The sequence below is a fragment of the Pseudomonas sp. B21-053 genome, from assembly GCF_026016365.1.
GTDB classification, from domain to species: domain Bacteria; phylum Pseudomonadota; class Gammaproteobacteria; order Pseudomonadales; family Pseudomonadaceae; genus Aquipseudomonas; species Aquipseudomonas nunensis.
The window spans coordinates 309,222-330,136 of the sequence record NZ_CP087205.1 but is presented as its reverse complement, the minus strand read 5'-3'; the positions used below and the strand labels follow the sequence as shown (position 1 = coordinate 330,136).

Genomic DNA, 20,915 nt, shown 5'->3' with positions numbered 1-20,915 from the left:
GAGACTCGTGAATGAGCCGCGACAGTCGTCACCTGGAATCTGTTCTCCATCGCGACATTCCCCTGACACGGGAGATGGGCGTGAAAGTGCTCGACTGGCACGACCAGCAACTGCGCCTGCACTTGCCGCTGGACCCCAACGTCAATCACAAAAGCACCATGTTCGGCGGCAGCCTGTACTGCGGCGCGGTGCTGGCGGGTTGGGGCTGGCTGCATTTGCGTTTGCGGGAAGAGGGAATTGAAGACGGGCACATCGTGATTCACGAAGGGCAGATCAACTATCCGCTGCCGGTGACCAGCGATGCTGTCGCGATTTGCCAGGCGCCGAGTGCGGCGGTCTGGAAGAAGTTTCTGGCGATGTACAAGCGCTATGGCCGAGCGCGGCTGGCGCTGCATTCGCGGGTTGTGAATGTGGGTGCGGAGGAGGATGCGGTGACATTTACCGGGCAATATGTTTTGCATCGGTGAAGCAAAGATCGCAGCCTCGTTTCACTCGACAGCTCCTACAGGACGCGTGTTTCTCTGTAGGAGCTGTCGAGTGAAACGAGCTGCGATCTTTTGATCTTTCAGCCCCAAACCAACCCCAACAGCTCCTACAGAATGCGTGTTTCCCTGTAGGAGCTGTCGAGTGAAACGAGGCTGCGATCTTTTGATCTCTCAGCCCCGAGCCAACTCCAACAACGCCTACAGGATGCGCGTTTCTCTGTAGGAGCTGTCGAGTGAAACGAGGCTGCGATCTTTTGATCTTTCAGCCGCGAGCCAACTCCAACAGCTCCTACAGGATGCGCGTTTCTCTGTAGGAGCTGTCGAGTGAAACGAGGCTGCGATCTTTTGATCTTTCAGCCGCGAGCCAACTCCAACAACTCCTACAGGATGCGTGTTTCTCTGTAGGAGCTGTCGAGTGAAACGAGGCTGCGATCTTTTGATCTTTCAGCCGCGAGCCAACTCCAACAACTTCTCACGCCACGCAGCTTTCGCCGGCAACGCCAAAAAGAATTCATTCAGCAGCGATTCCCGCGCCGGATAACAAAACGGCGCACCGCTCAAATCCAGCACTTCACCACCCGCCCCTTCCAGCACACCTTGTGCCGCTGCGGTGTCCCACTGGGAGGTCGGTGCCAGGCGCGGATAACAATCTGCCGCCCCTTCCGCCAACATGCAGAATTTCAGCGAACTGCCGAAATTCGCCAATTGCAGCTCACCCAGACTGGCACTCAACCCAGCCAGCAAGCGCTCCTGCTCAGGGCTGGAATGCCGACGACTGGCGACCACGGTAAACGCCTCGCCTGCCGCCGGCACTTCGCGCACCTGAATCGGCAGCGGCGTCGCGCCTTGATCGCCGCGCCACGCGCCCAGCCCGGCGCCACCGACATAGAAGCGGCCATTGGTCGGCATCGACACCACGCCAAACACCACGCGGCCCTGCTCGATCAGCGCGATGTTAACGGTAAATTCTTCGCTTCCAGAGATAAATTCCTTGGTCCCGTCCAACGGGTCCACCAGCCACCAGCGCTGCCATCCGGCGCGCACGCTCTGGGGGATGTTGGCGTCTTCTTCGGACAGTATCGGAATGCTCGGGTCCAGCGCTGTCAGCCCGTCGACGATCACATGGTGGGCCGCCAGATCGGCGGCCGTGACCGGCGAATCATCGGACTTGGCGGTCACCGCCGTGCCAGTGCGCCAGAACGGCAGGATCGCTTCACCCGCCTTCAATGCCAGCTCAACCACCGGCGCCATCAACGGATGGGGAAAATTCAAACTCATGGCAAAAACACCCCACGTTGGGTCAGTAAGTCTCGGGCCAGATACAACGCCGCCAAGGCGCGGCCCTCGGTGAATTGCGGGTTCTGGGCCAGGGCCGACAGCTCGCGCAGGTTAACCTTGTCCACTCGCATGGGCTCGGGCTCGTCACCCTCAAGGCTTTCTTCGTACAAGTCGGTGGCCAATACCACCTGGATTTTCTGGCTCATGTAACCGGGCGACAACGACAACTCGGTCAAATGCTCCAACTGCCGCGCGCCATACCCGGCCTCTTCCTTGAGCTCCCGCTCGGCCGCCGCCAGCACGTCTTCGCCAGGCTCGATCAAGCCTTTGGGCAAGGACAATTCATATTCATCGGTGCCGCCGCAATATTCTTCGACCAACACCGCGTGGTCCGCATCGAGCATCGCCACAATCATCACCGCGCCATACCCGGCGCCTTTGCCGACCAAACGCTCGTACGTACGCTCCACGCCATTGGAAAAGCGCAGCTTCAGCTCTTCGACGCAGAATAAACGGCTGGTGGCGACAATCTCGCGGGCGAGTACGGTGGGTTTCTGGCGCATATAAGGCTCCTTGGCATAAGCGCGTTACTATACAGGCTGTTTGAAAGCTGCTGCGCTCGGGATTGCTGCTTCAAAAACAGGCTCGGACGGGTCATTTACAACTCGTAAACTCCCCGTCCTCGCCTGTTTTTTCCTTGCACTCCCTTCGCTCGCGACGCTTTCAAATCAGCCTGTGCCCCGGCCTATCCTGATTGTTTACCTCGGATATCTTTTTTACCGCTGGAGAAGTTTTTTATGTCCCTGCTGCCCTGGCGCGACATCGACACCGTTCTGCTGGATATGGACGGCACGCTGCTGGACCTGCACTACGACAACCATTTCTGGATGGAACACCTGCCCCAGCGTTATGCCGAGTTGCACGGGGTGAGCCGGGCCATGGCCGAGATGGAATTGCAGCCGTTGTTCGAACGTAACGCCGGCCAGTTGCAGTGGTACTGCCTGGACTTCTGGAGCGCCGAGCTGAAGATCCCGGTGCGCGAGCTGAAACTGGAAACCGCGCACCTGATCGCCCTGCGGCCAGATGCAGACACCTTCCTGGCGGCGATTAAACAGGCCGGCAAGCGGGTGGTGATGATCACCAATGCCCATCGTGATTCGCTGTCATTGAAGCTGGAGCGGATTGAACTGGCGCCGTATTTCGAGCGACTGATCAGCTCCCACGATTACGGTTTCGCTAAGGAAAACCCGCAGTTCTGGGATGCGCTCCAGGCGGACATCGGTTTCGATCCGGCGCGTAGCCTGTTTATTGACGACACCTTGCCGATCCTGCGCAGTGCGCGCAATTTTGGCGTGGCACATTTGCTGGCCGTGAGCGAGCCGGACAGTCGCAAAGGACCGAAGGACACGGCGGAATTTGCGGCGGTGGGGGATTATCGGGAGTTGATTGAGGGGCTCTAGACCGAGTCGCCTGCTTCGCGGGCAAGCCTCGCTCCTACAGAATTTGGGTCGTACGCACATTACGAGACCGACACAAAACCTGTAGGAGCGAGGCTTGCCCGCGAAAGCGATCTCAAACCTTATTCAGGAATCCGCAACGATTGCCCCGGATAGATTTTGTTCGGATCCTTGAGCATCGGTTTGTTGGCCTCAAAGATTTTGTTGTACTTGTTGGCATCGCCATACACACGCTTGGAAATGGCGCTGAGCGTGTCGCCTTTCTCCACCGTGACAAACTTCGCCGGTGTAGCCACCGGACCAGTCACGGTGATCTGGTCATCCACGCCGCTGATACCGGCCACGTTACCGAGGGCCAACAGGATTTTTTCTTTCTCTTCCTGACTGGCGGCTTCGCCCGTGGCAATGATTTTCTCGCCTTCGACCTTCACTTGAATTTTCGAAGTGTCGATGCCCGTCAGTGCATCCTTCACATGCTTGGTCAGCGCCTCGCTATTGGCTTCGGCCTTGTCCGGCGTCAGCGCATCAAGGATTTTTTCTCCGGCATCTTTTAAAAAGCTGAAAAGGCTCATCGTTTTCTCTCCATGGGATAAGGGTCCAGACGCAAAAGACTAGACCAGACTCCTGAAGCCCGGTTCCCAGCCGACCAATGACCCCATCTCGCGCAAGCGCTAGAATCGCAAACCCTGCCCACGCCCTGGAGCGAAGATGGACATCAAGCAGCTCAAATTCCTCATCGCCCTCGACGAAACCCGACACTTCGGCCAAGCCGCCGCGCGCTGTCACATTACCCAGCCGACCCTGTCGATGCGCCTGCGCAGCCTCGAAGAAGAACTCGAGTTGCCGCTGGTCAATCGCGGCCAGCGCTTCGAAGGCTTCACCGCGCCGGGCGAGCGGGTGCTGGCCTGGGCGCGCACGGTGCTGGCGGCTTACGACGGTTTGCAGGCCGAAGCCGCTGCTTGTCGCGGCAATTTGGTGGGTACGTTGCGCTTGGGCGTGGTGCCGCTGTCGAGTTTCGATCCGCTGCCCTTGATGCAGCGCCTGCACGCCGAACACCCGAATCTGCGCTTCGAACTCTCGGCGTTGAGTTCCGAGCAGATCCTCGAACAACTGGCGAACAATCGCCTGGACCTTGGCGTCTCCTACCTGGAACGTCTGGATGGCGAGCGCTTCGATTCCCTGGCCTTCAGCGAAACCCGCATGGGCCTGCTCTACGATCAGCGTTTTTACAACTTTGGAGAGGCGCCGCTCAGTTGGGAATCGCTGATCGAACTGCCCCTGGGCATGCTCACCAGCGGCATGCACTTTCGTCAGTCCATCGACCACAATTTCCACAGTCGCGGGCTGACTCCCCAGCCGTTACTGCAAACGGATGCGGTCCATCAATTGTTACAAGCGGTGCATGGTGGGTTTTGTTGCGCGGTGATGCCTCTGGACAGCGGTTTGGAAAACCTCACCGACCATTTGCGCCTGCACCCCATCGAAAACGCGCAAACCCTTAGCCGGCTGGGGCTGATCATGCGTCGCAGCGCCCCACGCTCAGCATTGGCGGAGGCCTGTTTCGCGATCTATCAGAAATCGCAGAGCGAGTCTTGATCGACGGCATCTATCGGTAGATCAGTAATAGCGATTAGACGCGACAAGTTGACGCGCATAGGCTTAGAGCTGATCAAACCGTCGGTGAAGTCATGAACGCCAAGCGCCCTGCAAGCGCGGCGCCCGCACTCGAAACGCCCGCGCCCGCCGCCAGCCAGACCTACAGTTACAGCGACCTTCAATACACCGAATCGGCCAGCACCGCGCTTGCCGAAGAAGTGGCGTTGGCGATCGCGTACAACGGCATCAGCCAGGCCGTGATGCTGGTCACCCCGACGGACCTTGAAGATTTCATCGTCGGTTTCAGCCTTGGCAGCGGCATCATCGAAGACGCTACCGACATCTATGACCTGCAATTGACCGGCGAGGGTTCGGCGCAATACGCGCAAGTGACCATCGCCAACCGCGCCTTCTGGAACCTCAAGCAGCAACGTCGGCAACTGGCCGGCACCAGCGGCTGTGGACTCTGTGGCGTGGAAGCGGTCGAGCAGGCCTTGCCCGATCTCAAAGTGCTGCCCGGTGCCCCGCTGCCGCCCGCCGAATGGCTCGACGGCTTGCGCCAGCGCATCGGCGCGTTCCAGCCGCTGGGCCAACATTGCGGCGCAGTGCATGCGGCGGTGTTCATGAACGGCCAGGGCGAGTTGCTGCTGGGCCGCGAAGACATCGGCCGGCACAACGCCCTCGACAAGCTGATCGGCGGCTTGATCCGCCAGAACATCCCGACGGCTGGCGGACTGGCGATTGTCACCAGCCGTTGCAGCCTCGAATTGATCCAGAAAGTGCTGCGCGCAGGCATCCAGACCCTCGTCAGCCTGTCGTCGCCCACAGGCCTTGCCGTGCAATGGGCCCGTCGTCACAACCTCAATCTCATCCACCTGCCGCAAAAAAGTGCGCCGCGGGTCTACAGCCCTGCGTTGGAGAATCAAGCGTGAGTCAACACAATCAAGCCGACCAGAAACCCGTTCCGCGTTACAAGCCTTACAAAGGTCCGGCCGGTGGTTGGGGCGCGCTGGCCAGCGTTGCCCGCGCCTGGTTGACCAGCGACAACGCGCTGAAAAACCTGCGCATGATGCTCAAGACCAACAAGAACGGCGGGTTCGACTGCCCCGGTTGCGCTTGGGGCGATTCCAATGAAGCCGGCATGGTCGCGTTCTGCGAGAACGGTGCGAAAGCGGTGAACTGGGAAGCCACCAAACGGCGCGTCGATGGCGCGTTCTTCGCCAAGCACAGCGTCACGGCGTTGCTGGAGCAAAGTGATTACTGGCTCGAGTACCAGGGCCGTTTGACCGAGCCATTGAGCTACGACGCTGAAACCGATCGCTACAAGCCGATCAGTTGGGAAGCGGCGTTCGCCTTGATCGCCAAGCATTTGCAGGGCCTGTCGAGCCCTAACCAGGCCGAGTTCTACACCTCGGGCCGCGCCAGCAACGAAGCGGCGTACCTCTATCAATTGTTCGTGCGCGCCTTTGGCACGAACAATTTCCCCGACTGCTCGAACATGTGCCACGAAGCCAGTGGCGTGGCGTTGGCGCAAAGTGTCGGCGTCGGCAAAGGCACCGTGACCTTCGACGACTTCGAACACGCGGATGCGATTTTCGTCTGGGGCCAGAACCCCGGCACCAACCACCCGCGGATGCTCGAACCGCTGCGCGAAGCGGTGAAACGCGGCGCTCAGGTGGTGTGCATCAACCCGCTCAAAGAGCGTGGCCTGGAACGTTTCCAGCACCCGCAACACCCGATCGAAATGCTCACCAACGGCGACAAGCCGACCAACACCGCGTACTTCCGTCCGGCATTGGGCGGCGACATGGCGATCATGCGTGGCATGGCAAAATTCCTGCTTCAATGGGAACGCGATGCGCAGAAGGCCGGTGAGCCTGCGGTGTTCGACCACGACTTCCTGAATGAACACAGTGCCAACGTGCTGGAATACCTCGGCATCGTCGACGACACCTCGTGGGAGCAGATCGTCGAGCAATCCGGCCTGCCGCTGGTGGAAATCGAGCGAGCGGCGCGGATGTACGTCAAAGGCAAGAACGTGATCATGTGCTGGGCGATGGGCATCACCCAGCATCGCCATTCGGTCGCGACCATCCAGGAAATCGCCAACCTGATGCTGCTGCGCGGCAACATCGGCCGGCCGGGCGCCGGTCTGTGCCCGGTGCGTGGCCACAGTAACGTGCAGGGCGACCGCACGATGGGCATCAACGAACGTCCGCCGGTGGCGTTCCTCGATTCCCTGGAGCGGCGCTTCCAGTTCAAGGTGCCGCGTGAAAACGGCCATAACGTGGTCGAGGCGATTCACGCCATGGCCGAAGGTCGCGCCAAAGTCTTTATCGGCCTGGGCGGCAACTTCGCCCAAGCCACCCCAGACAGCCCGCGCACCTTCCAGGCCCTGAGCAATTGCGACCTGACCGTGCAAATCAGCACCAAGCTCAACCGCAGCCATCTGGCCCACGGGAAAGAAGCGCTGATCCTGCCGTGCCTGGGCCGTACCGACATCGATATCCAGACCGAAGGCGCACAAGCGGTGACGGTCGAAGACTCGTTCAGCATGGTTCACGCCTCCAACGGCCAGTTGCAGGCACTGTCGACCCAGATGCGTTCGGAGCCGGCAATCATCGCCGGCATCGCCGCCGCGACCCTGGGCAGCAAACCGGTGGACTGGAACTGGCTGGTGGCCGATTACGACCGCATCCGCGACCTGATTGCCGACACCATTCCGGGCTTTCGCGACTTCAACGAGCGGGTCAAACATCCGGGCGGTTTCTACCTCGGCAACAGCGCCGGCGCGCGCAAGTGGAACACGCCGTCGGGCCGGGCCAATTTCCGGCCGAACGCGCTGCCCAAAGACTTGGTGCATGAACGCACGCGCGCCACGGGTGTGCTGCCAGACCTGATCATGCAATCGTTGCGCTCCCACGATCAGTACAACACCACGATTTATGGTTTGGACGACCGTTATCGCGGGGTGAAGGGTCAGCGGGATGTGTTGTTCGTCAACGAGGCGGACATCATTCGCCTAGGGTTCAAACCGGGGCAGAAAGCGGACATCGTTTCGATCTGGGACGATGGCCGTGTGCGTCGGGTGAAAGGCTTTACGTTGCTGGCGTTTGATATTCCTGCCGGGCAGGCTGCGGCGTATTATCCGGAAGTGAACCCGCTGGTGCCGCTGGAAAGCACCGGGGATGGCAGCCATACGCCGACGTCGAAGTTTGTGGCGATCCGGTTGGAAATGGCCAGCGAGACAGGTTTGATTTTGGCCAAGTCGGCTTAAGACAAGATCAAAAGATCGCAGCCTTCGGCAGCTCCTACAGAGATCGGCGTAGGAGCTGCCGAAGGCTGCGATCTTTTGACGATTTCACAGGCACACCGCTTTCCAATCGCCCACAAAAAAGGCCGTTTCTGTATAGAAACGGCCTGTCTGAAGTAGCTAAAGACCGGCAAAAAAGCCTTAAGTTCCGCCCAAAAAACAGCAACTTATAGAATTGTGTACAAGTCGTGTTACTCGTCGGATTTCGATTGTCACAATCAGGACACAGCCTCAGGATCGCGCCGTCATCCCCTTGAGGTTCCTCTATGAAGTTCTCCTCGATTCTCTTGTTGTCCCTTAGCCTGGCCAGTGGCTTTGCTTCTGCCGGAGGCACCACCGAAGCAGGTGTGGGCGGCGCATTGGGCGGGGTTTTGGGCTCGGTCGTCGGTCAGTCACTAGGCGGCAATACAGGTTCCACCATTGGCGCGGCCCTGGGCGGCGCGGGTGGTAGCGCAGTTGGCGCAGACAAACGCAGCCGTGGCGAAGCCGCCATTGGCGGTGCGTTGGGCGCGGCAGGCGGTAACGTAGTCGGTCGCAGCCTGGGCGGCAGCACCGGCAGCCTGATCGGCTCGGCAGCCGGCGGTGGCGCCGGTGGCGCACTGGGCAACTACATGGGCAACAAGAGCGATGAGGATGACGATCGTCGTTCCTATCGCGGCGGCCGTGATGATCGTCGCTACTACCGCGATGATCGCCGTCACCGCGGCCATGCCTACGGTCACCGCAAGCATCACAACTATCGTCATCGTTGATTGCTGATTGCTGATTGCTGATTACTCAGCAAGCAGTTCAAAAGATCGCAGCCTTCGACAGTTCCTACGGGTGTAAATAAATCCCTGTAGGAGCTGTCGGAGGCTGCGATTTTTTCGTTTCAGAGCACCAGCCGCTCCAGTGCCGCGCGCAACCCGGCAGGAATCGACACCGGTTCATTGGACGCCCGATCCACAAACACATGCACGAAACGCCCGGCCGCACTGGCTTCATCGTCGCCGTGCTTGAACACCGCCAGTTCGTATTGCACCGAACTGTTGCCCAACTTGCCGACCCGTAGGCCGATCTCGATGCGATCCGGGAAAGCGATCGACGCAAAGTAATCACACGCCGAACTCACCACAAAACCCACGACTTCACCGTCATGAATATCCAGCCCGCCGACTTCGATCAGGTAGGTATTCACCGCCGTGTCGAAAAAGCTGTAGTAGGTGACGTTGTTGACGTGACCGTAGGCATCGTTGTCGTGCCAGCGTGTGGTGATGGGTTGGAAGTGCGGGTAATCGGTGCGTTGGGGCATCGGGTTGGACATTGGTGTGGGTTCCTGGGTTGGGTGGCCAGTCTAAAGCGAAAACCGCATTATCGTTTTCGCGAGCAAGCCCGCTCCCACAGGGAATCGCATTCCTCCTGTGGGAGCGAGCCTGCTCGCGAAGGCGTCCTCACAGACGCCGCATCACTCACTTGTCAGCAAACCCCTTCCCAACCGCCGCCAACTCCCCGATCAACCGCGCGGGCTTCCACTGATCCCCTTGTCGGGTCTCCAGCGCCAGCAACCGCTGATGAATATCTGCCAATCCTTGCTGATCCGCCCAGGCCATCGGCCCGCCCTTGTCCGCCGGGAAGCCATAGCCGTTGAGGTAAACCAGATCAATGTCATGGGCCGACCCGGCAATGCCTTCCTCAAGGATCTTCGCCCCTTCGTTGACCAATGCCAGCAAGCAGCGCTCCAGAATCTCCTCAGGGCTGATCTCGCGCCGCTGGAAGCCCAATCCCTCGCTGACCTCCAGCACCAGCGCATCGACCTCTACATCGTGCTCAGCCTGCCGACTGCCCGGCTCATAGTGGTAATAACCGTCGCCACTCTTCTGGCCGAACCGCCCGAGCTCACACAGCCGATTGTCGACCTGGACTTCCGGCGCATCCTGGCCTGTGCCTGCCAGTTCGCGAGCACGCCATCCCAGATCAATGCCGACCACGTCATACATGCGAAACGGCCCCATGGCGAAACCGAACCCTTGCAGCGCGGCATCCACCTGATACGGGAATGCCCCTTCAAGCAGCATCTTGCGCGCCTCAAGCACGTAGGTATTGAGCATGCGATTACCGATAAACCCGTGGCAGTTGCCCGCCACCACGCTGACCTTGCCCATGCGTTTGCCCAGATCCATCGCTGCATCAAGCACTGCCGGAGCGGTTTGCGCGCCACGGACGATTTCCAGCAGTTTCATGATGTGCGCGGGGCTGAAGAAGTGCAGGCCCAGGACCTGCCTTGGGCGGCGAGTGGCGGCGGCAATCGCGTCGATATCCAGCGCCGAAGTGTTGCTGGCCAGAATAGCTTCGGGTTTGAGCAAGCCGTCGAGCTCGCGGAAGATTTTCTGCTTCAGCTCGAGGTTTTCGTAGACCGCTTCGATCACCAGATCAACATCGCGGATCGCCGCGTAATCGGCTGCGCTGGTCAATCGCGCCAGGCGAGCGTCTGCCTCGGCCTGATCGATCCGGCCCTGGCGCACGTTGTGGGCGTAAGTTTCGGCGACTGCGGCCAATGCCTGTTCAAGCATCTGCGGATTGTTATCGACCCATTGCACCGGCACCCCGGCGTTGGCCAGGCACATGACAATCCCACGACCCATGGTGCCCGCCCCGATTACGGCGGCGCGCTGAATATTGAACGGCGTCTGGCTCATTGTTGTTCTCTTGTTGGCGATCCAAAGACAGCCTTCACCATAGTCAGCCGCCACAGGTTTTTGAAATTTATTCCTGTGATGGGGGACATTCAGCGGATGGATGCAGCCCGCAAGATCACCGCGAATTCCCTTGTGGGAGCGGGCTTGCTCGCGAAGGCGCAGTGTCAGTCGACATCATCGCTGGCTGTCACACCGCCTTCGCGAGCAAGCCCGCTCCCACAGGGGTAGGTGTTTCAACCGGACAAATGCGCCTGTGCCCAGTCGCGCACTTCGGCATACGGATAATCCTCAAGCACACCAAAACCCGGAATCGCCCGCGCCTTGAGCTTGGTAAACAACGGCACACTGATCCCGCACAAAAACCGCGTCACCCGCTCCGCCGACGGGACATGCCCGGTGTACTGCTCATGCCTGTGGATAAAATCACCGCACATCGCTTCGAAGTTTTTATCCACAAGCGCCGGCAACTCCGGCGGCGCAGGCAGTCGCGCCACATCTCCGTGACAGACTGAACAATGCCCACATTGCCGAGGCGCGTTTTCGTCGCCGAAATATTCGGCCAGGCGATAACCCAGGCAATGATCCGTGGCGAACAAATCGAGCATGGCGTGAATCCGCGCGATCTCGGTCTGTTCATGGCGAGTGAAATAGGCGTGCAGTTCTTCGCTCAAAGCCTGGGCATCAAAACCAGTTTGCAGCAGGCTGTAGACCTCAGTCATCTGCTTGCTTTCAAGCTCCACCCAGCCCTTCTCCTGGAAGTAATCCAGCGCCTTGACCACCCGATTACGCTCGGCCGAATGCTGCTCGTACAGCGCATCGAAATTCACCGTCGCCCAGGTGCGTGCGCGACTGGAGGTCTGGATGATCGCCGCGACGAAGTCCTTGCGCTCACCCTCGAAACGGGCGAGCAACGCTTCGGGCTCCTGCAAGTACTTGAAGCGGTATTCCGCGTAATAGGCATAACGCGGCGCGATGATCCCGCGCAGCTCCAACTGCACCAGCAAGGTCTTGAGCGGCAGCTGACGAATATTGCTCTGATCCGCCAACGGTCCCAGCAGAAACTCCCACTGCCCTTCCGGTGCGGCGGCTTGCAGTTCGTCGAGCACACAGCGGATGCCGTCCAGTTCCGGCGTGTCGCCGTAAACGAAGTTTTCCAGCACGTTGAGGCTGTCGCGATTCGCCAATACCAGGCAGTCGGAAGGCTCCCCGTCACGCCCGGCGCGGCCGATTTCCTGGCTGTAGTTTTCGATGGATTTGGGCAGGTCGAAATGCACAACGTTGCGGATGTCGCTTTTATCGATGCCCATGCCGAAAGCGATGGTCGCGACGATGCAATTGGACTGGCCACCCATGAAGCGCTTCTGAATCGCCTCACGTTGTTCGTGGGGCAAACCAGCGTGATAAGCCTCGGCCTGGATGCCGTTACGGCCAAGATGCTCAGCAATGTGCTCGGCGGTTTTCTGCAGGGTGACGTAGACGATGCTCGGCTGGTTCGGGCGCTGGCTCATCCATTCGACAAGACGTCGGCGCTTGTCCTGACCGCGCACCGGTTCCACCAGCAGATTGAGGTTGGGCCGATAGAAACCGGTGGTCACCACGTCTTCGGCGGCGATGGCGAATTTCGCCTCCATGTCCGCGATCACTTTCGGCGTCGCCGTGGCGGTCAGCAGCAGGGCTTGAGGAATGTTGAACTGGCGCTGGTAGTCCGGAAGCTTGAGGTAGTCGGGACGGAAGTTGTGGCCCCACTCCGAGATGCAGTGCGCCTCGTCCACCACCAGCAGCGAGATCGGCACCTGCTGCAAGAAATTGCGAAAGCGCTCGTTCTTCAGGCGCTCCACGGAAATCATCAAGATCTTCAACTCGCCGGACTTGGCGCGGGCCATCACGTCACTCGCGTCATCGCGGCTTTGCGCCGAATCGATACTGCCCGCCGAAATGCCGTGGCGTTGCAGGAACGCCAACTGATCCTGCATCAGCGCCAGCAGTGGCGACACCACCAACGTCAGGTGCGGCAGCAACAGCGCCGGCAATTGATAACACAGGGACTTGCCCGAGCCGGTGGGGAAAATCGCCGCCGCCGAACGCCCGGCCAACACCGCGCTGACCGCCGCCTCCTGGCCGGGCCGAAACTGTGGATAACCGAAAACCTGTTCCAGGGTGTTGTGCATAAGCTGTCACTCCGTTGACTGCTGCGATGCCAAAAGCCTAGCCGGCGATTGCAGCGAGTCGAGAAAAGGTCGGGACCAAAACGATACGGGATGATACAGCCTTGCCGCCCTGGCTCCTTGCCACAGGATGAAACAAACGAAACACATTCTTGCTCACCGAGCCGCTCGGTCAGGAGGTAAGGTTCACCTCCTCAAAACCACCATTCGCGTATTTCACATCACGGCAGGACGCCTGATGGGCGCGGATTTTCACGAAGGAACGAGCATGTCCCACACTTCGATTTTCGCCCTGGTTCTTGCATCGCTGTTGCTGAGCGGATGCGGCAAATTCCCTGACGAACCGCCGCTGCTTGCGGTGCATTCCACTGCTCAGCCAGACATCGCCAGCTGACTACGGCACCAGCACCGCCACGCGCAGTTGCTCATTCAATGCCTGCTCATGAAACACCCGGCTCTTGCTGGCCCACGCAGCATAGGCCGGGCTGATTTCGCCCGTGAACGCCGCCGCCAACTGACGTAAATCAGCGACGCTGCGCACACGCGGGCAGAAGGGTTGGCCATCACAGTTCTGGCCGGCATTGCGGTAGGTGGTCAGTAACCGATCCCACAACCCGTCACGCACTTGTCGTACCGACTTGAGCTTCACCGTGTGCACGCCCAAGCGTTGTTTCAGGCCGGGTTCGTCCAGCGCTTCGCTGTCCAGCAACGCCTTGCCGACCATCAGCACTTCGGCACGGGACGCAGTATCGACGTCAGCCTGGCTGGTAAGCGCATCCGGCCAACCAGTGCGATCCATATTGTCCTGAACCATCGAACCGGCCACGTCGATGGCGCCCGCCAAACGACAAACACCTGCCGCCAACAACAAAATCGAGGCCATACGTAGCCATTGCATACCTAATTCCCTTTAAGCGTTGGTCAGACGTTTGGAAACGCCCTACAGAATCTGGCGCGCACCTTACAGAGGTTCACTGCGTAATGCCTGACAAACCCGTGGGAAATTTTACTGGTAAGGGTTTTGCGGCCAAAAACCTCGGGGAATGCGTAGGCCGGGTCCGAAAACACGGGTAAAACCCCTACGAATCCTGTCCATCGTGGCCATATTGCCGCGCCGTTCCAGGCCCTTCTATAGTCTGCGGCGCGGCTGAAACGGTGTCTCGGCCTGCCGTGATTTCACACAGGAGAAACCTCGATGGACACACCTTGCACGCTGACAAATCGCTTTCACCCACTCAAGTCCAGTTACAGCGACACCCCCGTGCTGGTCATCGACACCGAAGCCGATCCATACGAAATCCTCGACGCCGCCCGCCAACGCATCCGCGCCGCCAGCGATTTGCTTGAGACGCTTTATTGCCAAAGTTTCAAAGAAGCCGACCCGAGCGACATCCCAAACATCATCAACGCCCTGTACTTGCTTACCCAGGACGGCAACGAACTCCTGGAAGTTGCCCGGCAGCGCTTGCCGAAAATCTCAGCGATCTGATGCATGAACAAAGATCCCTGTGGGAGCCGGGCTTGCCCGCGATGAACGATGACACGGTGCACGTGATGAAAACCAAAATGCCCGGCCCCCAACAACTGCTCGAAAAAGAAGCCTATGACGCCTGGTTCAAAGCCCAAGTACAAGCCCGCCTCGACGACTCACGGCCCAGCATTCCAGATGAAGAAGCCAGGCGCATATTTGCAATCAAACGAGATAAATTGCGACAGGGAAAAAAGCTGTAGGCAACGCCTTGCCGAAGCTTCATCCCGTTCCTACAACCGAAGACACCTTGTCTGCTATCACTGGTCCGCGGCTCAAACCTATAGTCGGACTGTCGCTGCCAATCAGCGACTCGGGCTTGGTCACCCGAAAGAGAGGACGCATATTTCCAACTCAATAGAGGTGTTCCTCAGTGACATCATTAAATTCGTTGTTTGATCGCTACCGCCCACTACAAACCAACCTCACCGATTCCCCGCCCCTGATCATCGACACAGAAGCAAACCCCCAGGACATACTCGAAGCCGCCCTCCAGCGAATCCGAGCCTCCAGCGACCTCCTCAAAACCCTGCACTGCACCCGCTTCAAACACGGCGACGTTGAAGACATCCCGCACATCACTCACGCGCTCTACTTACTGAACCAGGACGGCTGCGACCTTCTGAAAGTCGCCCAGCAGCGCATGATGGGCTGGAAAGCACCTGCCTGACACCGAGCGAAGATCGTTCCCACGCTCCGCGTGGGAACGATCAAAACCTGAGCATAACCATGAGCCATTTTTTTGATGACCTAATGGAAAGCATGCAACAGATGAACGAAATCCTACGCGGCGAGCGCCAGCCTTCCCGCGAATATCAGGTTCGCTGTGTTGATCAACATCCAACACGCCGCGAAATCAGGCTTAATCCACCTCATCGAACTGCCCCTGACGGAACACGCACCATGAACCTCGCCCCCAACTTCCCCGACGACCACGCCATGCACCTGCTCATGCAGCTGCTGCACGAAGAACTCGGCCTGCCCGAACGTAAAACCATCAGCCTCACCACCTCGATCAACTTTGACCTGGGCTGCGACGGCGCCGATGCGCGAAACCTGATGGAGGCGCTGGAAGAACAGTTTGGGATCGACTTCATCGACTACGACGACTATCGCTACTTCCAACCCGAAGGCTACGATGTGTTCCTCAAACGCAGGGCCAAGGGTCGCGGCGACAAAGTCCCGTTGACTATCGGCATGCTCTACCAGGCCATCAAGGCCCAACGCTGGGACACTCAGGAGCTGGAAAGCCTCTAAACGTGCGCAGCGAACACCTATAAGGACATAGCGTGGACGTACTGATGGGTTTACTCGCCGCCCTGCTCTGGGGTGGTACAGATTTTCTCGTGGGCCTGAATGCCCGCGCAGTCGGCGTCAAACGGGCCGTGTATTTCGGGCAAGCACTGGGCTTCACGATCATGAGCCTGTTGCTGATCGCCGTTCCCAGCTTCATCTTCAAATCCATGGCTGCACCACTCAACGTCTGGCTGATCGGCATCGCCGCCGCCATCCTGACCGTGTCCGGTGCCCTGGCGCTGTCCAAAGCCTTCGCCCTCGGCAAAGCCTCCATTGTCGCGCCGCTGGTGACGTCCTACGGCGTGGTCACGACATTGCTGTCCTGGGCTGGCGGTGAGCAGATCAGCTTGATTCAACTGCTATGCATTGGCCTGTGCGTACTCGGGGTGATTCTTTCCAGCATTCACTCTGACCCGAAGATTCCACACACCACACAAGCCAGCAGTTCGATTGCCTACGCATTGTTGGCAGCCGGTTTCTACGGCACCAGTTTTTGGTTGCAAGGACACTTCGTCCTTCCTGTTCTTGGGCCGGTGACGATGCTCTGGCTCGCTTATCTGGTTGGGCTGATTGTGCTGGTGCTCATCGTGATCAAAATAAAGGACGGCTTGAAAATCCCTCCCCTGAAAAACTGCATGACGCTGACGGGTGCAAGCCTGATGAACCTGGGTGGCTTTTCGTCATTCGCCTGGGGTGCGGTAGCCGGATCAGTTTCGGTTGTGACCGTGATCAGCACATTGTCGGGCGGGATTGCGGCGATTTTGGGCTATGTGTTTTTCAAGGAGCGATTGGCCAAGGTACAAGTGCTGGGGGTTGTTTTGGTCTTGGTTGGCGCATTAGTTCTGCACCTGAAAACCTGAAATGCACGCCAATTCCTGTGGGAGCGGGCTAGCTCGCGAAAGCGGTGGAGCCGTCAGCATCAATGTTGAATGAATAACCGCATTCGCGAGCAAGCCCGCTCCCACAAGTGATCTCCGTTACCTTCAGGACTAAACAGCGCCCACAAAAAAGCCGCCCCTAAGGGCGGCTCTTTAACTGCGTCAGACCAAGCCTTACAGCTTAGGCCCAGCAGCCTTGATCGCGTCGCTCACTTCAAACTTCTTGAAGTTCTCAACAAACAACCCGGCCAACGCCTTGGCAGCTTCATCGTAAGCAGCCTTGTCAGCCCAGGTATTACGCGGGTTCAACAGGCCAGTCTCGACACCAGGAACAGCCAACGGCACGTCCAGGTTGATGGTGTCCAGGTGCTCGGTTTCAACACCGATCAACGCGCCGCTCTGGATCGCTGCAATCACGCCACGGGTGGTCGGGATGTTGAAGCGTTTGCCGACGCCGTAGCCGCCGCCGGTCCAACCGGTGTTAACCAGGTAAACCTTGGAGCCGAAGCCGCGGATGCGCTTGATCAGCAGTTCTGCGTATTCGCCAGCCGGACGCGGGAAGAACGGTGCGCCGAAGCAGGTGGAGAAGGTCGATTTGATGCCGCTGCCGGAACCCATTTCGGTCGAGCCCACCAGTGCGGTGTAGCCGGACAGGAAGTGGTAGGCCGCTTGTTCTTCGCTGAGGATCGAGACTGGCGGCAGGACGCCGGTCAGGTCGCAGGTCAGGAAGATCACAGCGTTTGGCTCGCCACCGAGGTTTTTCTCGGAGCGCTTGGCAACGTGCTCCAGCGGGTAGGCGGCGCGGCTGTTCTGGGTCAGGCTGACATCGGCGTAGTCGGCGTGCTTGGTGTCGTCGATGACGACGTTTTCCAGTACAGCACCGTGCTTGATGGCTTTCCAGATGACCGGCTCGTTCTTCTCGGACAGGTCGATGCACTTGGCGTAGCAGCCACCTTCGATGTTGAAGACAACGCCTTCGCCCCAGCCGTGTTCGTCGTCACCGATCAGGTAACGGCTTTCGTCGGCGGACAGGGTGGTTTTGCCGGTGCCGGACAGACCGAAGAACAGGGTCACGTCGCCTGCTTCGCCGATGTTGGCGGCGCAGTGCATCGGCAGCACGTCAGCGGCCGGCAGCAGGAAGTTCTGCACGGAGAACATGGCTTTCTTCATCTCACCGGCGTAACGCATGCCGGCGATCAGCACTTTCTTCTGTGCGAAGTTGAGGATCACGCAACCGTCGGAGTTGGTGCCGTCACGCTCAGGCACGCATTCGAAGTTGGCTACGTTGAGTACTTGCCACTCGTCACGGCCAGCCGGGTTGTACTTTTCCGGGTTGATGAACAGGCAACGACCGAACAGATTCTGCCAGGCAGTCTGGGTGGTCATCTTCACGGCCAGGTAGTGGTCTTCAGCCGCACCTACATGCACGTGGGAAACGAAATGCTCTTGCGCGTTGTTGAACGCCTCGACGCGAGCCCACAGGGCATCGAACTTGTCGGCCGGGAACTTGCGGTTGATCGGGCCCCAGGCGATGGAAGCCGAAGTGGACGGCTCGTCAACGATGAAACGATCGACTGGCGAGCGGCCGGTGCGGTGACCGGTGCGAACAACCAGCGCGCCGGTATCGGCAAGCTCGCCTTCACCGCGATTCAAGGCTTCTTTTACCAGATCATCAACACTCAGATCGGTGTACACGGCGTTATTGGCTTGCGTCATGAGATTCCCCGTCGGCCAGTGGCCGAGTGTGCTCCAAACGTTTTGTAGTAGAAAGTCGTGCACTACTACCGCGACAAAAAGTGGGCCGGATTATGCCAGAAAAGCCCAAAAAGAGTAGGGCCCTCCCGTCGTAACGGCGTTATTCCGGCGCTAACCAGTGAATTTACCTGCGCTGAACCGTTTTAGTGCCGGGTATCTGACGGCGTATCGACACCCGCGCCAGCGAACAATTGAGTGATATCCGCTGCATCGAACAGGTAGCGCTGGTTGCAAAACTGGCAATCAATCTCGATGTGGCCGCCGTGTTCGATCACCAGCGACTGGGCATCTTCCAGACCCAAGCTGACCAGTGCATTGGCAGAACGTTCGCGCGAGCAACTGCAACGGAAGCGCAGTCTTTGCACATCGAACAGGCGCACTTGCTCTTCGTGGTAGAGGCGATGGAGCACGGTTTCGTTGTCCAGGCTGAGCAATTCATCGGCGGTCAGGGTGCTGCCCAGCGCGGTGATGTGCTGCCAGCTGGCGGCGCGTTCTTCTTCGTCTTTCAGACGGTCGGCGGGCAATTGCTGCAGCAGCAGGCCACGGGCACGACGGCCATCGGCGTACAGCCAGAAGCGCGTGCCGACCTGCTGGGACATGACGAAATAGTTGGTGAAGCACTCGGACAGGGTTTCGCCGTCGAGGTCGACGATGCCTTGGTAACGCTGGCCCTGGGTCGGGTCGATGGTCAGCGCCAGCACGCCGTTGGGCATGAGGTCGGCGAGGGTCGCGTCGGGGGCGATCTGGTCGGCTTCGTACCGGGCCAGGCCACGGATTTCGCGCTCGCTGGAGCACTCGATCATCAGCAACGGGATCGGTCCATCGGAACGCGCTTGCAGGATTAGCAGTCCATCGAACTTAAGGGTGCCGACCAGCAACGCGGCGGCGGCCATCAGCTCGCCCAACAGTTGCGCGACCGGCTCTGGGTAGGGGTGTTTTGCCAGCACTTCGGCATAGCTACGTTCCAACGCCACCAGCTCGCCGCGGGTGTCGCTGTCATCGAAGATGAAGCGTTGGGTGAAGTCGGAATCCGGTAGATCGGTCATAGGTCTGGGTATCTGAAGTGATGACAATTTAGTTACAAGTAGTGACAATTACGCTTTGCGGCACCGCTTTGGTGCGCAATGTTCAGCCATTGGAGGCATTTTATGAACAATCCGGGTTTGTTCCAAGCAAGGTGGAACCTGCGCCGGCTGGTTTTGTGCAATTTTGTGCCTTTGGCACTGTTGGCATTCTGGTTATGGCCTACGGGTCAGATGTTGTGCGTGATTTTCGACGAGTGGCTGTTTCACCTGCTTAACGCTCCATTGGCCAGCAACCCGATATGGCTCCACATCTGGGCAATTGCAAGTCTGCGTCCATTTGATGCGGTGGTCGGGGTGATTCTGCTGACGCTGCTGATCAAGGGCGACTGGGTGTTCGACGCCATCGACGTACGCCGGGCGTTTTTCGGCTTCCTGGCGATTCTGCTGTTGCTGCTGTTTATCCGCATGCTGTTCTCGAAATTCGCCGACTACATGGACTGGCAGCACAGCAGCCCGTCGATGATGATCAACGGCGCCGTGCACATGAGCGACTATTTCCCCGAGCTTGAGAGGACGTGGCAACTGAAGGACCGCTCGAGCCAGAGCTTCCCCGGTGATCACGCTTCCGTGCTGTTGATCTGGGCGATGTTCATGACGGTATTCAGCCGTGGCTCCGGACAGACCCTGACGATCTGGGGCCTGGCGCTGCTGTTCATGATGCCGCGACTGGTAGCGGGCGCGCATTGGGGCCAGGACGATTACATCGGCGGCGTGTTGCTGGCGGTGTGGGCGTTGGGCTGGGGTTACTACACGCCGTTTGCGTATCACGTTTCGGAATTTTTCCTGAAAGTGACGGCGCCGCTGTTTGGGCTGCTGGGGAAATTGCCGGTGGTTTCGCGGATGAGTGTGGTGCGTAGCGCCTGATACTCTGCGGCGTCCAGCGAGTGCTGCGCACTCGTTCGCGAGCAGGCTCGCTCCCACAGGTGATCACCGAACCTGTAGGAGCGAGGCTTGCCCGCGAAGGCGTCAGCCCAGCCAACACATAAACAATTGACTCACTCGTCGTTGCTACTGCCGCGAAACTTGAACAAATCCCGCCGCTGTTTCTTGCTCGGTTTGCCATCGGTGCTCACACCCAGCGAGCCGGCCTTGCGCATCGCCGCAGCCGCTTCGCGCTTGGCGACGCTCGCTTCGGTCTCCGCATACAACGTCTGCGCCTCGGGCGCGCCACGGCGCACGATCGACAGAGCCTGGACCACCACGGTCTTTTCCTCGAACCCTACGCGGATCTGAAACTCGTCGCCGATGCGCGGTTCCTTGCCCGGTTTGCAACGCTCGCCCCGACAGTGCACCTTGCCACTCTCGATCGCCGATTTGGCCAACGCACGGGTTTTGTAAAAACGCGCGGCCCACAACCATTTATCGAGACGGACCTTGTCGTCCTCTTCCTGTTTTTGTGCCATA

General features: G+C 59.1%; 23 protein-coding genes. 13 read left to right on the top strand and 10 right to left on the bottom strand.

Translation table 11 applies throughout. From position 1 onward, the window contains the following. The first annotated feature begins 11 nt into the window (after window positions 1-11). On the top strand, window positions 12-467 hold the full coding sequence (locus LOY68_RS01445) for a YiiD C-terminal domain-containing protein (RefSeq protein ID WP_163907748.1): 456 nt from the start codon (window positions 12-14) through the stop codon (window positions 465-467). Between the two features lie 462 nt (window positions 468-929). Here LOY68_RS01445 and cysQ read toward each other — a convergent pair whose 3' ends face one another. Then, window positions 930-1,763 carry a 3'(2'),5'-bisphosphate nucleotidase CysQ gene (gene cysQ, locus LOY68_RS01440; protein ID WP_163907747.1) on the bottom strand — a complete coding sequence of 278 codons (834 nt, stop codon included), beginning with the start codon at window positions 1,761-1,763 and terminating at the stop codon, window positions 930-932. Then, on the bottom strand, window positions 1,760-2,326 hold the full coding sequence (gene nudE, locus LOY68_RS01435) for an ADP compounds hydrolase NudE (RefSeq protein WP_054047735.1): 567 nt from the start codon (window positions 2,324-2,326) through the stop codon (window positions 1,760-1,762). The genes cysQ and nudE overlap by 4 nt, the downstream gene beginning before the upstream one ends. Before the next feature lie 234 nt (window positions 2,327-2,560). Here nudE and yrfG point away from each other — a divergent pair, with 234 nt between their 5' ends. Then, on the top strand, window positions 2,561-3,223 hold the full coding sequence (gene yrfG, locus LOY68_RS01430; RefSeq protein WP_163907746.1) for a GMP/IMP nucleotidase: 663 nt from the start codon (window positions 2,561-2,563) through the stop codon (window positions 3,221-3,223). A 119-nt stretch (window positions 3,224-3,342) separates the two neighbouring features. Here the strand turns inward: yrfG and lysM are convergent, their stop codons facing one another. Next, on the bottom strand, window positions 3,343-3,792 hold the full coding sequence (lysM, locus tag LOY68_RS01425) for a peptidoglycan-binding protein LysM (protein ID WP_054047738.1): 450 nt from the start codon (window positions 3,790-3,792) through the stop codon (window positions 3,343-3,345). A gap of 136 nt (window positions 3,793-3,928) precedes the next feature. Here lysM and LOY68_RS01420 point away from each other — a divergent pair, with 136 nt between their 5' ends. The 4 genes from LOY68_RS01420 to LOY68_RS01405 all read left to right on the top strand — a co-directional run bounded on the left by LOY68_RS01420 (window position 3,929) and on the right by LOY68_RS01405 (window position 8,881). Then, entirely contained in the window at window positions 3,929-4,816 is an 888-nt protein-coding gene (locus LOY68_RS01420) for a LysR family transcriptional regulator (protein ID WP_163907745.1), read from the top strand. Between the two features lie 92 nt (window positions 4,817-4,908). Then, window positions 4,909-5,748, top strand: coding sequence for a formate dehydrogenase accessory sulfurtransferase FdhD (gene fdhD, locus LOY68_RS01415; RefSeq protein WP_054047742.1), 840 nt, complete (start codon window positions 4,909-4,911; stop codon window positions 5,746-5,748). Beyond that, window positions 5,745-8,093, top strand: a complete 2,349-nt coding sequence (locus LOY68_RS01410) for an FdhF/YdeP family oxidoreductase (RefSeq protein ID WP_163907744.1) — start codon at window positions 5,745-5,747, stop codon at window positions 8,091-8,093. The genes fdhD and LOY68_RS01410 overlap by 4 nt, the downstream gene beginning before the upstream one ends. Before the next feature lie 302 nt (window positions 8,094-8,395). Then, a complete protein-coding gene (locus LOY68_RS01405) occupies window positions 8,396-8,881 on the top strand; it encodes a glycine zipper domain-containing protein (RefSeq protein WP_054047746.1) in 486 nt (161 codons plus the stop codon). A 119-nt stretch (window positions 8,882-9,000) separates the two neighbouring features. On the opposite strand, the gene LOY68_RS01400 is transcribed toward LOY68_RS01405, so the two are convergent. From LOY68_RS01400 to LOY68_RS01390, 3 genes are all read right to left on the bottom strand, one after another. Next, the gene (locus tag LOY68_RS01400) at window positions 9,001-9,432 is read right to left on the bottom strand and encodes an acyl-CoA thioesterase (protein WP_265042501.1); all 432 of its coding nucleotides are present in this window, start codon (window positions 9,430-9,432) and stop codon (window positions 9,001-9,003) included. Between the two features lie 145 nt (window positions 9,433-9,577). Next, a complete protein-coding gene (locus LOY68_RS01395) occupies window positions 9,578-10,804 on the bottom strand; it encodes a 3-hydroxyacyl-CoA dehydrogenase (protein WP_265042499.1) in 1,227 nt (408 codons plus the stop codon). A gap of 233 nt (window positions 10,805-11,037) precedes the next feature. Continuing rightward, on the bottom strand, window positions 11,038-12,972 hold the full coding sequence (locus tag LOY68_RS01390; RefSeq protein WP_265042498.1) for an ATP-dependent DNA helicase RecQ: 1,935 nt from the start codon (window positions 12,970-12,972) through the stop codon (window positions 11,038-11,040). Between the two features lie 265 nt (window positions 12,973-13,237). Between LOY68_RS01390 and LOY68_RS01385 the strand changes: the two genes are divergently transcribed. Then, window positions 13,238-13,363, top strand: a complete 126-nt coding sequence (locus LOY68_RS01385; RefSeq protein WP_265042497.1) for a hypothetical protein — start codon at window positions 13,238-13,240, stop codon at window positions 13,361-13,363. Here LOY68_RS01385 and LOY68_RS01380 read toward each other — a convergent pair whose 3' ends face one another. Then, entirely contained in the window at window positions 13,364-13,867 is a 504-nt protein-coding gene (locus LOY68_RS01380; protein WP_265042496.1) for a polysaccharide deacetylase, read from the bottom strand. It lies immediately after the preceding gene. A gap of 297 nt (window positions 13,868-14,164) precedes the next feature. On the opposite strand from LOY68_RS01380, the gene LOY68_RS01375 reads away from it, so the two are divergent. The 5 genes from LOY68_RS01375 (at window position 14,165) to LOY68_RS01355 (ending at window position 16,653) form a co-directional block, all read left to right on the top strand. Continuing rightward, window positions 14,165-14,458, top strand: coding sequence for a hypothetical protein (locus tag LOY68_RS01375; RefSeq protein ID WP_163907739.1), 294 nt, complete (start codon window positions 14,165-14,167; stop codon window positions 14,456-14,458). 41 nt (window positions 14,459-14,499) lie between these two features. Further along, a complete protein-coding gene (locus tag LOY68_RS01370) occupies window positions 14,500-14,700 on the top strand; it encodes a hypothetical protein (RefSeq protein ID WP_265045739.1) in 201 nt (66 codons plus the stop codon). Between the two features lie 170 nt (window positions 14,701-14,870). Next, a complete protein-coding gene (locus LOY68_RS01365; protein WP_265042495.1) occupies window positions 14,871-15,167 on the top strand; it encodes a type I-C CRISPR-associated protein Cas8c/Csd1 in 297 nt (98 codons plus the stop codon). A gap of 233 nt (window positions 15,168-15,400) precedes the next feature. Further along, complete coding sequence (locus tag LOY68_RS01360) at window positions 15,401-15,754, top strand: DUF1493 family protein (RefSeq protein ID WP_265042494.1); 354 nt, start codon at window positions 15,401-15,403, stop codon at window positions 15,752-15,754. 44 nt (window positions 15,755-15,798) lie between these two features. Further along, window positions 15,799-16,653, top strand: coding sequence for a DMT family transporter (locus LOY68_RS01355; protein WP_265045738.1), 855 nt, complete (start codon window positions 15,799-15,801; stop codon window positions 16,651-16,653). A 192-nt stretch (window positions 16,654-16,845) separates the two neighbouring features. Here the strand turns inward: LOY68_RS01355 and LOY68_RS01350 are convergent, their stop codons facing one another. Then, entirely contained in the window at window positions 16,846-18,387 is a 1,542-nt protein-coding gene (locus tag LOY68_RS01350) for a phosphoenolpyruvate carboxykinase (protein ID WP_265042492.1), read from the bottom strand. Between the two features lie 182 nt (window positions 18,388-18,569). Further along, window positions 18,570-19,472, bottom strand: a complete 903-nt coding sequence (gene hslO / locus LOY68_RS01345) for an Hsp33 family molecular chaperone HslO (RefSeq protein WP_054616534.1) — start codon at window positions 19,470-19,472, stop codon at window positions 18,570-18,572. 102 nt (window positions 19,473-19,574) lie between these two features. On the opposite strand from hslO, the gene LOY68_RS01340 reads away from it, so the two are divergent. After that, complete coding sequence (locus LOY68_RS01340) at window positions 19,575-20,375, top strand: phosphatase PAP2 family protein (protein WP_265042491.1); 801 nt, start codon at window positions 19,575-19,577, stop codon at window positions 20,373-20,375. Window positions 20,376-20,506: 131 nt separating this feature from the next. Here LOY68_RS01340 and LOY68_RS01335 read toward each other — a convergent pair whose 3' ends face one another. Continuing rightward, window positions 20,507-20,914 carry an RNA-binding S4 domain-containing protein gene (locus tag LOY68_RS01335; RefSeq protein ID WP_123402683.1) on the bottom strand — a complete coding sequence of 136 codons (408 nt, stop codon included), beginning with the start codon at window positions 20,912-20,914 and terminating at the stop codon, window positions 20,507-20,509. Window position 20,915: the final 1 nt, after the last annotated feature.